This is a genomic window from Mucilaginibacter sp. PAMC 26640 (genome assembly GCA_001596135.1).
Classification (GTDB): Bacteria; Bacteroidota; Bacteroidia; order Sphingobacteriales; family Sphingobacteriaceae; genus Mucilaginibacter.
Genome location: CP014773.1, coordinates 3,137,141 through 3,150,850 on the forward strand (window position 1 = coordinate 3,137,141; position 13,710 = coordinate 3,150,850).

The 13,710-nt window shown below is 41.0% G+C and carries 10 protein-coding genes; 6 read left to right on the forward strand and 4 right to left on the reverse strand.

From position 1 onward, the window contains the following. Positions 1–17 precede the first annotated feature (17 nt). Together A0256_13530 and A0256_13535 are read left to right on the forward strand one after the other, a co-directional pair. Entirely contained in the window at positions 18–1,430 is a 1,413-nt protein-coding gene (locus A0256_13530) for a carbohydrate-binding protein (protein AMR32369.1), read from the forward strand. A gap of 122 nt (positions 1,431–1,552) precedes the next feature. After that, positions 1,553–3,052: a hypothetical protein gene (locus tag A0256_13535; protein AMR32370.1), complete on the forward strand. Its 1,500-nt coding sequence runs from the start codon at positions 1,553–1,555 to the stop codon at positions 3,050–3,052. A 1,732-nt stretch (positions 3,053–4,784) separates the two neighbouring features. On the opposite strand, the gene A0256_13540 is transcribed toward A0256_13535, so the two are convergent. The 3 genes from A0256_13540 to A0256_13550 form a co-directional block, all read right to left on the reverse strand. After that, positions 4,785–5,027: a hypothetical protein gene (locus A0256_13540; GenBank protein AMR32371.1), complete on the reverse strand. Its 243-nt coding sequence runs from the start codon at positions 5,025–5,027 to the stop codon at positions 4,785–4,787. 1 nt (position 5,028) lies between these two features. Next, a complete protein-coding gene (locus tag A0256_13545) occupies positions 5,029–6,120 on the reverse strand; it encodes a hypothetical protein (protein AMR32372.1) in 1,092 nt (363 codons plus the stop codon). A gap of 309 nt (positions 6,121–6,429) precedes the next feature. Continuing rightward, positions 6,430–6,708: a DNA-binding protein gene (locus A0256_13550; GenBank protein ID AMR32373.1), complete on the reverse strand. Its 279-nt coding sequence runs from the start codon at positions 6,706–6,708 to the stop codon at positions 6,430–6,432. A gap of 372 nt (positions 6,709–7,080) precedes the next feature. Here A0256_13550 and A0256_13555 point away from each other — a divergent pair, with 372 nt between their 5' ends. The 4 genes from A0256_13555 (at position 7,081) to A0256_13570 (ending at position 13,255) form a co-directional block, all read left to right on the forward strand. Next, positions 7,081–7,359: a hypothetical protein gene (locus A0256_13555; GenBank protein AMR32374.1), complete on the forward strand. Its 279-nt coding sequence runs from the start codon at positions 7,081–7,083 to the stop codon at positions 7,357–7,359. Positions 7,360–7,499: 140 nt separating this feature from the next. Next, a complete protein-coding gene (locus A0256_13560; protein AMR32375.1) occupies positions 7,500–8,786 on the forward strand; it encodes a hypothetical protein in 1,287 nt (428 codons plus the stop codon). Between the two features lie 28 nt (positions 8,787–8,814). Beyond that, complete coding sequence (locus tag A0256_13565; GenBank protein AMR32376.1) at positions 8,815–11,883, forward strand: hypothetical protein; 3,069 nt, start codon at positions 8,815–8,817, stop codon at positions 11,881–11,883. A gap of 4 nt (positions 11,884–11,887) precedes the next feature. After that, on the forward strand, positions 11,888–13,255 hold the full coding sequence (locus tag A0256_13570; GenBank protein ID AMR32377.1) for a hypothetical protein: 1,368 nt from the start codon (positions 11,888–11,890) through the stop codon (positions 13,253–13,255). A gap of 36 nt (positions 13,256–13,291) precedes the next feature. Here the strand turns inward: A0256_13570 and A0256_13575 are convergent, their stop codons facing one another. Beyond that, positions 13,292–13,615 carry a hypothetical protein gene (locus A0256_13575; protein ID AMR32378.1) on the reverse strand — a complete coding sequence of 108 codons (324 nt, stop codon included), beginning with the start codon at positions 13,613–13,615 and terminating at the stop codon, positions 13,292–13,294. Positions 13,616–13,710: the final 95 nt, after the last annotated feature.

The window sequence follows — 13,710 nt, forward strand, 5'->3', positions numbered from 1 at the left end:
TAAATCTATAACATCATATGATCATTGAAAAAATCAGGGAAACGGTATTACTTTTGGCGATTTGTTTAATACCGTCTTTTATAAGTGCGCAGGTGAACAACATCAAACCTGCAAAACCGCTGTCGGTTTTGCAGCAGGAATTCGTCCAGGACCGTTTCGGAATGTTCATCCACTTTAATATTCCTACCTACATGAACCAGGATTGGCCGGATCCGGATGCATCCCCGGCCTTATTCAATCCGGCAAAATTAAACTGCGATCAATGGGCGAAAGCCGCTAAATCTGCTAACATGGCCTATGGTTGCCTTACCACTAAACACCATAGCGGCTTTTGTATCTGGGATACTAAAACCACCGATTATAATGTGATGAACAGTCCGCTGAAAAGGGACGTTGTTAAGGAATTTGCAAACGCTTTTCGAGCGAACGGACTCAAAGTATACCTGTATTATTCCATATTGGATACGCATCATAAGTTGCGTCCCAACGCCATTACGCCAAAGCATATCGAGATGATCAAGGCCCAACTCACCGAATTGATGAGTAACTATGGCCGGATCGATGCATTGATCATCGACGGATGGGATGCACCCTGGTCGCGTATATCATACGATGAGGTACCTTTTGAAGATATCTACAGGTTAATTAAATCCCTGCAGCCAAATTGCGTGGTAATGGACCTTAATGGTGCGAAATATCCCGCTGAAGGAATGTACTATACCGATATCAAGACCTATGAGATGGGAGCAGGGCAGCGGATCTCGACAGAAAGCAATCACCTGCCGTCCCTGGCTTGCCTGCCTTTACAGCAAAACTGGTTCTGGGAAACCAGCCACCCAACTACCGCTGTGAAAGATCCGGTTAAACTGGTTAACGAAACGCTGATCCCTTTAAACAAAGCTAATTGTAATTTTATTTTAAACGTAGCGCCCAACCGAGACGGTTTAATGGATGAAAACGCTTTGGCCGCGTTAAAAACCATTGGCAGTATCTGGAAAAACTCTCATGAGACGGTGAACTTACCGGTGATAGAGCCGCCGATAATCTCCTCTAACCTGGCGAAAAACCAGTTGGCCAATGCAAGTTGGAGCGATGATTCGGCCATTATGGATTTTGCCAACGATGACGATTTTGGCAGTTCATGGGTATCAAACCCGGAGGTGAAGAAGCCCTGGTATGAACTAACGTTTAAAAGGGACCAGGCTTTTAACACCATTGTCATAGCCGAACAAAAGGCCAATATTACCGACTACCGTTTGGAATATAATGTAGATGGTGTTTGGAAAACGCTGTTCAATGGCCGCAACGATCACAAAATAAAAATCCACCGGTTCGAAAGGGTATGGGCGAATAAAGTGAGGATCTCGGTTGAAAAAGCGGATCACCAGGTGTCTATTGGTGAATTTGAAGTTTACAACGAAAGAAGATAATCCGGCGTCAAAAAAACAACCGTCCAGACAAGGGCGAATAAAGCTTTTAATATTAATATGAGTTCTGTTAGTTAATTATTAGGAAGCTGGCGAAAGCCAACTTCCTTTTTTAATATTCACCAATGTATAATATCAAGGTTTTAGCGGTAGTTTTTTTCCAGACTGTTTTAATGGGAGGGTCAGCTGGTTTTGCGCAGCCTTTGCAAACCCGCGTCAAGCGGCAAATGAAAGTCCTTGAGGGTGATATTAAATATGCAATAGCTAAAGCCTATCCAGCATCGGTCTTATTGTGGGAAACCGAACAGGAAACCGGCAACAGAATAAGCGCGCAATTCAGCGGTGTGGTAGTGAGTGCAGATGGCGTAATATTGAGCGCAGCGCATGTGGTAACGGCCGGAAAGACTTATAACGTTATTTTTCCTGATGGTAAGGAGTGCTGTGCTAAGGGACTTGGCCGGATCAGTTTCCCACCCGATAATATGTTGCCGGATGCGGCCATGCTTAAGATCGTTCAAAAAGGTTCCTGGCCCTTTGCAGCAATGGCCTGGTCCGCTTCATTGCAGGTGAACCAACCTTGCATCAGCATCGCCTACCCGGAAACTGTGGAACAGCGCAAACCAGATGTGCGATTCGGCCACATCACTGTTTTAAAAAACGAATTTGGTTTCCTGCAATCGAGTTGCCTGATGGAGCCAGGCGATTCGGGTGGTCCTTTATTTGACCTCTCCGGCCGTGTTATCGGGATCCATAGCGGGATCCAGGTGCCCGAGATAATAAATTACGAAGTTCCGATTGATATTTTCCGCCGTTACTGGCTTGCTTTAAGCAAAGTGGAAAGTTATACGGCTTTACCTGCCGATACCTCTTTTTACGAAAAAGATCCGTTAGCGGGCGGCATTGCTGAACAAAGGCAGTCAGCTTTATGGCAGGGATTAGATCAAATTGGTGCGAAACTCAACGAAAGTTGCCTGAAGATCACCAGTAAGGTAGATGGCAGGCAGCAGCAAATAACCGGCACCTTAATCTCGTTGGGAGGTCTGGCCCCGGCAAAAGCAATTGCAGCAAAAGATATTTTGATCAGCAAAAGTTCTATGGTGGGGGAGTCGCCTTCCGCAACCTTGCCAAATGGCAGCTCAGTTGCGTTGACTGTTTTAGCAAGAAGCAAAGAAATTGACCTAATACTTCTGCTGCCGGAAAAAAAATTGGGGACAGGCATCAGATTAACCACCTTTGAACAGAACCCAATCGATTTTGCGGATGTAGGCACTTTACTGATATCCCCGAGACCGGATTCAATGGCGCTTACAGGCGTATTAAGTTCGATGGATATCAACCTTCCGCCCAAAACGAGCTATGGTTATATAGGCGCTGCTGCGGTCTTTAGATATGATCAACTGGTGTTAGATCGCGTTCAGTTGGGTAGCGCAGCTGAGGCTGGTGGTATGCAAAAGGGTGATATAATCAAATCTGTTAATGGCCTTACCGTCAATGATGAGCTAGACTTTGTAAAAGCCCTCCGAAAACACCTCGCCGGTGATACTATTACGCTTGCTGCGTTACGGGCAGGGGAAGAGATCCAAAAAGTGATTGTTTTAAAATACCCCCCCCCAAAAGCTGAATAATCTCCCCGCAGAAATGTTTCAAGGTGGGAAAAGCAAACGAAGAGATGGATTTGATCAGGTAATTTTACAAGACGCAACTATTAGGCCGAGTGAATGTGGGGGACCTGTTTTTGACATAGAAGGTCGTATCAGAGGAATCAATATAGCCAGGCTAAGCAGGACGGCCACGGTGATCTTGCCTGCCTATTTGATAAATAAATTCATCAATTTTTGGTTAAAAATAAAATAAAATTACGGTATTTTAAATCTGAATAGTAGGTGTTTAGGATTGAAAATTGGTCTAAATTTCTAAGATAATTGGACCTGCAGGTGGTGTAAGATTTCGGGGTATGTAGCCTTTATTTCCCAAAATTGATAAATCGAATTAAGCCTTGTGGGCTTGGATAAATTTGCAAAAACAGAACGCTTCTAAATTAATCAAGCCCTTGCAGAAATGTGAGGGCTTTTTCAAACGCAGTATATAATACTCTGCAGCCTGCACACTGCATTCACAACATTTCTCGTAAATCAGCCAGTTATAGTGAGCGTAAAACAAGTGTTAAACTTTAAAGTTGAGTATTTCATGACAGCAATAATTTTAATTTGGTCGCTAACCATTGGGGTGGTTGCACAAGTGAATCAAAAAGATAATATGAGGTAATTCTTTACCATGATCGTAAATTGAAAATATTTTAACCACTGATCAAAAAAGTTATCTTTGTTTCGGCATATGGGCAGGGGTGCCTGTAGTCAATAGTGACCCTTCAGATCTTAAAAAATCTGAGGGGTCTTTTTTTTGTAACCCAACCGTTACAGATTTCGTTATAAAGGTAACTATTGATTAATCTCACCCCAACCATTGATTAATGCCTCGGCTAATTAGCCGGGCATTTTTCGTTTAAATAACGGCAAATGTTGTTCCGCAAAGATTAGCTTTATAAAATAAAAATTTTTGAATTATGAATGGAGTAAGTTTAATTAACGCCGGGTGTTCCTGAACTTATAGAAAAGATGAAACAGATAATTGAATAGTTTGAGACTATCAAATTAATCGATGGATCGTAAATTTAACCTCCCCGGCTTGAGCAAATTTTTGCCTTATAAATAGTCTTATACGGCGGCCCGTTTGAAAGCCATAGTTCACTAAAATTTAATCCCGGGGGGAAATTGATGTTACCGTCTCTGAATTCTATAAAATATTTTAATTTAATCGGTATTAGACGAATGGTTTGCCCCTGATATGCCATTCATACTTGCGTTGATTGTAATGTATTCACACTCAATGGCATTTACTACCTTTTGAGGGGTATGATAAAGGTTGTTAATATAAGTAAGTGTTTTCTTAAATAAAGCCAGTTTCGAAGAATTCGGCTCTGATTTTATAACAAAGCCACTGTTATGTCCGCCGCCAACAAATCCCTAAGAAATAATTCTATTATTGTGCGTATCCGCTTTTTTAAGTGTTTAAATAGGTGAGCTGTACGGCTTTTTGTATTTAAGCTATAGGCGGGCGTACCTGCTGTCAGGATACGCCCGCCAGCTTCACCAGCACCAGGGCCATATCAATCACCCAATCACTCGCGGCGATCAACTTCATATCGTGTTCTATCAGGATATTTGTACCTATCATACGGCACCAATATTGTTCCAGTGATTTCGTAAACGCTGCCTAAACTTTCATTCGGTACAGGCACCCTTTGTGGTATTCGCGAAACGGATTTTGCGTAAATAATGCCCGGCCTAATAGCAAAATCTAGTTATTCAAACTTGTTAGTTTCTCAGCGACCGATCGTAGCAGGGCATTATCAAGCGGTAAAGTTGATGCTTTATCCGCCATCAATGCCCGGTACCCACATTCTTCATCCGGTTCGAATACAAAGCTATCATCATTAATAAGCACAGCAATACGGTGCGTATAGCCCCATCGCTCGAAACGTGCTTTAAATTCATGTTCAATACCTTGATGTTTGACGGCCAAAATAAACGGTTCGTTCATATTAAAATTTTATCCTGGCCGGATCGGTAATGATGATCTCCGGTTTGCCTTTATAATCAATCACTTCGCCTTCCACCGTGATGGTCTTATTTTCCAATTTGCCGGCAAGGTCTTTGGCTTTTCCCTTGAGCGCAACAGTCAGCATTTGGTTAGGATAAGCTGCACCTAAATTGACCAGCACCATACTGCCGATGTCTTTGCTGCTAAATACCTGGCCTTGTGTCGTTACTGTTTTACCGATAGCGTTTTTGATTTCTTCCAGTTTAATTAATGTTGGAATTGTTGCAGCGGCAGCCTGGACAGGCGTAACGGCAACAACCGGCGGTGTAGCTGAATTGAATAATTTATTTAGTTCGCCAGCCAGGCGGATGCCCGCCTGGTCCACACGTGTATGAATAACCGGTAGATATTTCTGGTAATAAGATTCATCGATCTGCTGACCGGGTTTCGTGGTCGCATAAAGTTCGCCGCTGATCTGGTAGCTCTCCCAAAGCCATTCCATCGGACTGTCTGACTGCCATTGTCTGATCTGAGTGCCTGTTGCAACGTCATAATTTTTCGCTATGTCGGCGTCGCTTAAACCTTCATGATCGATTAGCCTGCTGTCCCATAGGCTGTGCAAGTTAGTTCCCTTTTTATCGAAACGGATCTGGATGGTATTACCTCCCTTATCTTCTTTACGGGAAACATGCATGGGCTGATGTGCATCACCAACCAGGTGGATCAGGTATTTTAAAGCTTCATACCTTTGCTCTGAAGAAAGGCTTTTATCTTTTAGCTGGGCTTCGGTTTTCAGGATAGCGGTATAAACATTGTTATCGCTTTCACTTACTGCTTTCACAAAAGCATCGTGCGACAATCCTAAAGGTAAATTAGTGTAGTGCCATGGCGCGGTTTTCGGGTTCTTATTCTCATCGGCCCAAGTCGCAACGTCAGCCATACCTTCGCCCTTCAGGTAGGCCGAAACCACGTACGCTGTATTGCTGGTCAGGTGTTTCTGGGCGATAGTGGCGATAGCGCGGTGACCCTTAAATCCCCAGGAGATCAGTGTGATGGAAACGCCTAGTAGGCAAATAATGGACAGTTTATTCATGCCGCTAAGATAAATGAGGTGGTGTTTAAAATTGAATGTTGTTGGTAAAATATCATATTAGCTAGAGAAAGTCAGGTTTATCCTGGATTGCATTGGTTTGATCGTTCTGGGGTACGGCATTGCCTCATTCACCAGATTGCTTTCTCCAAATACAAACGAAATAATAATGTTTGTCCTACTTATTTGGCGCTAAACTAAAATGTCTGAGAATGAGCTCTTGTTAGGTTTCAAAAAGTTTAAAATATAACGTCAAACCAAGACTGGTAACTTACGAATAGATTACGTTACATCATGATAGCTTTTATGTAACTATTTTCCTTTTCTTTCTTTTCTAGTAGGTGAATGTTTTTTAAACTCAAAATCAAAGTTTAATAATTCTCTAGGATGGACACCTAATGCACTAGCTATGGCTTCTAAATTTGAAATTGCAAAATTACTTTTGCCGCTAAGCATTATCCACACTTGCTTTAACGTAAAACCGGTTCGGTCTACGATATCTTCTTGAACAATACCCTTTTCCGTTCGTATCTCCTCAATTCGCTTTGTCACCTTTTCGATGAATACTTGATTACGATACTTAACTGCCATTTACGCGTAAAGCAACCATCTAATATTGTTTTTTATTACGTCGATATTGACTAAATGCAAACCATTTGTTATATTTGATAAATGAAATAAAGCTTAATAAACCCATAGGTGATTACGTCACTTATACTATTTTTGCGAATACTTCGAAAAAATTGAAGCATTCGCTTTGAGTCTTGCTCCCGGAAATTACGACCTCCTAATAGAGCGCAAGATGAGAAGCCGGAATGCCCATACTACAGGTATGGGCGCCCTTCTTATTTGTGCTCTGGCTGTCGTAAGCCTCCGGGAACAATAAGTTGGGAACCATGCCTGTAGTATTTACAGAAATCAATCTCTCTTGCAGACTCCTGATAATGAATTTTAATCATTAACATGGACGCGAAAAAAGCACTTCCTGAAATGCCTGAGTTTGATTCCCTAACTGAAATTATGGAGCGGTTTAACACTGTACCATATGATCAGTTCCAGCTGGAGTTAAATGATTGGTTCTATAAGAACCTGGCCAAAAATCAGGAGGGAAGTGAACTGCAAAATCTGGAAAACCCCTGCATCGGAAAACTCCCGGCTTTAGTCTCTGAAATCTACCATCGCGCCGAATTGCTTGGCGCATTGTCAGTCGCTAAAATCACGACTGGGAATGAAAGCAAGTAAATTCATCGTATGGCAACTGGTCATCTGCCCGCCAGAATGATCAATGGATAATGGCGACCCGGTCAGTTAATAGTTAAACACGGGTCGCTATTATCCGCTTCGTTTTCGTTTCCAACTCCCAAATTTTAATTAATCATCTCATGAAAAAAATAACGATTTTAATCGTAATGGGACTGCTATGCCTTTTTTTTGAGGCTCATTCCCAGTTTAAATATACCTCCCAGCCTTTAAAGATTGGTGATCAGGTACCGGACATTGTCATTCAAAATGTTGTCAATTATAATGCCGACCAAATTCATCTTTCCGACTTTAAAGATAAGCTGGTGATACTAGATTTTTGGGGCACATATTGTTTGCCCTGTGTGGAGCACTTTCCGCTTATTCAAGCACTTCAGACTAAATTCCGAAATGACGTTTTTTTTCTGCCTGTAGATATCGATTCAAAATTCGATTCACCGTCGAGGATCATGGCGTTTTTTAAAGCACGAAGCAAGGTATTTAACCTGCCGTCAGTAGTTCAGGATTCGGTCTTAAGAACTATGTTCAATGTTCAATATATGGGACGGTACGTCTGGATTAAAAATGGAATTGTCAAACAGATAACTGATGCGGAGGAGGTTAACGAGCAAAACATTGCAGCAATTATTAGAAATCAAGAAGTGCCGCTACGCCAAATAGTAAAAGTAGAAAATGATTATACCAAACCCTTACTCGTCAACGGCAATGGCTCAACGGTGCCATTAATATATTGTATGCGAAGTATGCTTTTTCGATACACGCCACAGTTAACTGGGGGAGGTTTTGATACGGATTCGATTGGGAATGTAACTCGGATATATGATTATAATACCACGGTTCTCAATTTGATTCAATTAGCTAATCCAAGCTTCAACCATTTATTTAAACGTATCAAATTGCAGACCAAACATGCTGATATGATAAAGGACAATCCGCAAACAGATTCTGCACAGCGAAAGAACGTTTACGGATATGAAGCCATTTTTCCATCTGTTTCCAGGCAGATAGCCCTTCGATATGTTAAAGAAGATTTGGCGCGGTACTTTCCTTTTACACTTGACAGCGCAATAATCATAGACACTTGCTGGGTGATAAGATTATCAAATAAAAACAGTCGAAAACTTAGTGGTCCAAGTATATCAGAAACAAATATCTACGAACAACTCGGGGTGCCGGTTTACTTTTACAATCACCCATTAACAGAGTTAAGATTTGAGCTTGAATCTCTGTTTAAAGTACCGGTCTTAGATGAAACAGCCTATACTTCAAACGTTTGGCTCGATTTACCTTCCGATACATCCGATCCGGTTAAAGTCTCGAAAAGCCTTCAGAAGCAAGGCTTCACATTAACCAAGGAGTTGCGGCCAATTGAATTCCTAATCGTAAAGGATCGCGACTATATCAATTAACTAATTAACCTCCATTAAATAAATCAAAATGAAATTTATCATTTTGCTGTTCAGTTTGCTGTTTCCTTTAGTATGTTTTTCTCAAACGATTACCGGAACAGTTAGCGATCCACAGCTAAAACCGCTCAACGGAATTACCATAACTCAAAAGGGAACACATCAGGTAACAATGAGTGACGACAGAGGCCAGTTTAAAATCAAGGTAGTTGGTGTTGAACCAATTATTGTTTTCACCGCGACAAATCTTGCAACCCTTGAAGTCAAAGTTGAAAACCAAACAGACCTAAAAGTCATACTCTATCAAAAATTGACCGCGTTAGACGAAGTTCACGTAATTGCATATGGGACTAATACACAGCGCAATTCAGTTGGCGCAATAACAAAAATAACTGGTACCGAAATTCAGCAACAACCTGTGGCCAACCCTTTAGCAGCTTTGCAGGGACGAGTTGCCGGATTGTCAATCACTGCATCTAGTGGTGTCCCTGGTTCCTCGTTCATTGTACAGATCAGGGGACAAAATACCTTAAATTCAAGCTTGGGAAGTTTGTCGCAGAAGGACCAGCCATTGTTTATCATTGATGGGGTGCCATTGGCAGCTCAAAATGATAATATCAATCAATTTTCATCTGCGAATTCTCCAGGCCAAGGGTCCTATTATGGAAATTCATACGGTGGAATTAGTCCATTCAACAGTATTAACCCTGCCGATATTGAAAGTATCGAAGTTTTAAAGGATGCGGACGCTACCGCAATTTATGGTTCCAGGGGAGGAAATGGCGTCATTTTGATAACAACAAAAAAAGGAAAGGCAGGAAAAACAGGTTTTGATATCACCATCGATAATGGCATCAGCGTTGTTGGGCGTACGATGCCTATGATGAACACTCAACAATATCTCAATATGCGCCGTGAAGCTTTTTCAAACGATCATATAACTCCTAATAATTTGTTATATGATCCGGCTTATGCCCCCGACCTTACCGTATTTGATCAATCAACACATACTGATTGGAAAAAATACTTCATAGGGAATAGTGCACATCATTTAAATACGAATTCTGCCATATCTGGTGGTTCCGAGCAAACGCAATTTCGTTTAGCTGCGGGGTTCAATCGTGATACCTATATTTTTCCTGGTGATTACGGTGATAACCGGTTTAGTTTTTCTTCTAACCTTCATCATAACTCGATTGATAAAAAATTTACGCTAGATTTTACCTCCTCATATTCCTATGATAAGAACAATTCTTCTGCAAGCCCAAATTTGCTGACAGCTTTTTCTTTAGAACCTAATTACCCAAATCCCTTAGACAAGTTGGGAAATTTGATTTGGGATTATAAAGGCGTTCCTTTAGACGGTTCATATGCGGCATTCAACCCATATACTTCTTTCAAGGCTCCATATAGCGTCAACACTAATTCCTTGAATGCTAATCTGAATTTATCCTACAACATTTTAAAAGGACTGACAATTCGAGCCAACAATGGTTATAGTTCACTGGAATCTACAGAGTTTTCTGCATCGCCAAAGTCAAGCCAAAATCCCGCTTATAATCCCGTAGCTACCGCATCGTTTGGAAATAATAATATCAAAACCTGGATAATAGAGCCTCAGGTGGAATATAAAAATAGCTTCAAAAAGATGTTATATTCACTACTGGTTGGCGGAACTTATCAGCAACGAACGACCAGTACTAATCAGATACAGGGTTCCGGTTATATTAATGATGAACTAATTCATTCCATTTCAGGTGCGCCTACTCAAACCGCGTCTGACGCTTCATTAATTTATAAATATACAGCGGTATTTGCCCGTCTCAATACAAGATGGGACGGAAAATATATTCTCGACATTAACGCGCGTCGGGATGGTTCAAGCCGTTTTGGTTCAGGTAAACAGTTTGGATATTTTGGATCTGTTGGTGCAGGCTGGATATTTAGTGAGGAAAGCTTCATAAAGGATAAATTACCCGCTTTTAGCTATGGTAAACTTCGATCTAGTTACGGCATTACCGGTAGTGACGGGATCGGAGATTACAATTTTATATCTAGGTACGCTCCTACGCTTTATAATTACGGCGGTAATTTAGGATACCTACCACAAAATTTAGCTAATGACCAATTTGGTTGGGCAACTACCGAAAAATTGGAAGTTGCGTTAGAGTTGGGCTTTTTGCAGGATAGAATTTTATTGACCACGAGTTGGTACAGAAATCGTTCAGGTAATCAGTTAATCATGTATCTTCTGCCTAGCCAAACAGGTTTTTCAAGTGTAATCGAAAATTCCCCTGCACTAGTTCAGAATTCAGGCTGGGAATTTACAGTTCAGGCGAAAATTTTGAGTCAAAAGGATTTTTCATGGAATGCAGCCTTTAATGCATCCGTCCCCAGAAACAAATTATTGGCATTTCCCAATCTTTCAACCTCAAGCTATGCGACGACATATTTATTAGGACGTTCAATTAATGAAAAAATTGGCTTTAAATCAGCTGGCGTAAATTCAACAACAGGATTATTTCAGTTTTATAATAGGAAGGGTGAAATAACCAGTACCCCTCAAGAGTCGTCAGGAAGTGATTTAAACGATTATCAGGATTTGGGCAACCTTGATCCTAAATTCTATGGCGGCATATCGAATAATCTTAGTTATAAGAACTTACAGTTAAGCGTCTTTGTTGAATTCAAAAAGCAGTTGGGTACTAATTACTTCGGCCAGCTTTATGGAACACCAGGTGTAGAGGCAAACCAACCAGCTGCACTTATTGATGCGCATTGGAAAGCGCCTGGAGATCAAGCAACATTTCAAAAATATGCTTCGCAATATGGAGATGCTGCTATCGCGTTGACAAGCTTCAGGCATTCAGATGGAATTTACAGTGATGCATCTTATTTAAGATTAAAGACGGTATCGCTGTCTTACCTCTTACCCAAAACTATTTTAAAAAGACTCAACGCCTCAGCTATCAGACTTTATGTAAACGCGCAGAATTTATTTACAATCTCTCGGTTTAAGGGCAACGACCCTGAAACACAAAATTTCTACGGCATACCCACATTAAGAGTAATAACCGGCGGTCTTCAACTTAACTTTTAAACACATGAAAATAAAAATAACGTTAGTCGTTTTTACGGCAATTTTAGCAAATGCATATTTCTCCTGTAAGAAATCCATTGATGTTGGCCCGCCAAAAAATCAGTTAGAAAAAACAAAGGTTTTTACTGATAGTGTTAGCGCTAATAGCGCAATAGTTGGTATCTACGTAGATATGATGCAAAATTTTGGTTTTTCATTTACATCGGGAGGACTTACTGCTTATCCTGGCCTTTCGGCGGATGAACTTTCTCAAACTTCGAACGACCCTGACCTTAGCCAGTTTTACAGTAATCAAATAAATATTCGTAATAGTTTTAATCAGGTGCTTTGGAACTCGGCTTACAAATTCATATATGATGCCAATGCTTGCATTGAAGGTATAAGCGGAAGTCCAGGAATTTCCACATCAGCGAAACAAAAGCTTATGGGAGAAGCGAGGCAAATCAGAGCATTTATTTTATTTTATCTCACAAATTTATACGGCCCGGTTCCGGTTGTTACTACTACGGACTATCGTATATCTCAGACGCAAGGCAGAGCGTCGGCAGATTCTGTTTATTCTCAAATTATTAGTGACCTGACTTATGCTCAGGCGAATTTGCCGAGAAACAGTAGCGCAAAACGAGCCAGCTACTATTCCGCTACGGCACTCCTTGCAAAAGTTCAGTTATACCAAAAAAATTATCAGGAGGCGGAAAATAACGCCAGTATTGTAATCAATTCAGGCCTTTATAAATTAGAGGATAATCTTGGCGATGTGTTTTTAGCTGATAGCAAGGAGGCTATTTGGAAGTTTTTACCAGTTTTTCCAGGCATAGAAACTTGGGAAGGATATAGTTTTGTCCCATCAGATCCTAATGCTGCCCCTAAATATGTACTGAGTGATTCTTTATATAATTCCTTTGAACCTGGCGATTTACGAAAATCAAATTGGATAAGTATTAGTTCGGTTAATGGAGTAAGCTATCCATACCCTTTTAAATATAAAGCTGGCACAACAAACGGGATAGCTACGGAAAATTATACTGCTATCAGATTGGCAGAGCTTTATCTAATACGGGCTGAATCGAGAGTAAATCTATATGACTTAAACGGTTCCATAGCCGATATCAATTTGATAAGAACCAGATCCGGGTTAGCAAATACGCCAGGCACTGATAAGACTTCCTTACTTTTGGCCTTGGAAAAAGAACGGCGATCAGAAATGTTTTGTGAATGGGGTAACAGGTGGTTTGACCTGCAGCGAACAAACCGAGCCGATGCGGTTTTGCAACCTTCAAAAGCGAATTGGACTCATACTGATATTTTATATCCTATTCCTGACGCGGAAATCAAAAGTAACCCCGCTTTGAATCAAAATGCAGGATATTAAAAAGGAGGCTGTTTTTAAGACAGCCTCCTTCATTGCTTAAGGTTTTCTTAACGGTGTTACTTGCGGTACCTGCATATCATTGATAAGCTGGTTGCTTGAGTTAACCTGGCTTGAGGAAAAACCAGATACGCACTGATGGGTGGATGCGGAACAATTGCCCGGATTTGGAGCGGTTGTTCCTTCTCCCAAATAGGTAGCCACCGTTCTTGGAACCGCGTCACTTGGGTTTAAATTGGTCGCAGAAATACTGAACCATTTATAACTGATGAATTTTCCATGTGCTTTAGTTGTTGGATTGGTAAAAGCACTTGCAGCCAACGCGATTGCAATTGCTGCGAAACCTAAAATTTTTCTTTTCATGATATTGTCTGACTTTATAAATCAAAAGCAGCGAAAACTTTGATTCTGAAATTTAATAAACGAATTCTCGGTATTTCGATACCGTTTCCGTGCTT

Coding starts and splice junctions, on each gene's coding strand:
- A0256_13545 (AMR32372.1), bottom strand. CDS start 6,120: ATGAATAAACTGTCCATTATTTGCCTACTAGGCGTTTCCATCACACTG.
- A0256_13540 (AMR32371.1), bottom strand. CDS start 5,027: ATGAACGAACCGTTTATTTTGGCCGTCAAACATCAAGGTATTGAACAT.
- A0256_13535 (AMR32370.1), top strand. CDS start 1,553: ATGTATAATATCAAGGTTTTAGCGGTAGTTTTTTTCCAGACTGTTTTA.
- A0256_13530 (AMR32369.1), top strand. CDS start 18: ATGATCATTGAAAAAATCAGGGAAACGGTATTACTTTTGGCGATTTGT.
- A0256_13565 (AMR32376.1), top strand. CDS start 8,815: ATGAAATTTATCATTTTGCTGTTCAGTTTGCTGTTTCCTTTAGTATGT.
- A0256_13560 (AMR32375.1), top strand. CDS start 7,500: ATGAAAAAAATAACGATTTTAATCGTAATGGGACTGCTATGCCTTTTT.
- A0256_13555 (AMR32374.1), top strand. CDS start 7,081: ATGGACGCGAAAAAAGCACTTCCTGAAATGCCTGAGTTTGATTCCCTA.
- A0256_13570 (AMR32377.1), top strand. CDS start 11,888: ATGAAAATAAAAATAACGTTAGTCGTTTTTACGGCAATTTTAGCAAAT.
- A0256_13575 (AMR32378.1), bottom strand. CDS start 13,615: ATGAAAAGAAAAATTTTAGGTTTCGCAGCAATTGCAATCGCGTTGGCT.
- A0256_13550 (AMR32373.1), bottom strand. CDS start 6,708: ATGGCAGTTAAGTATCGTAATCAAGTATTCATCGAAAAGGTGACAAAG.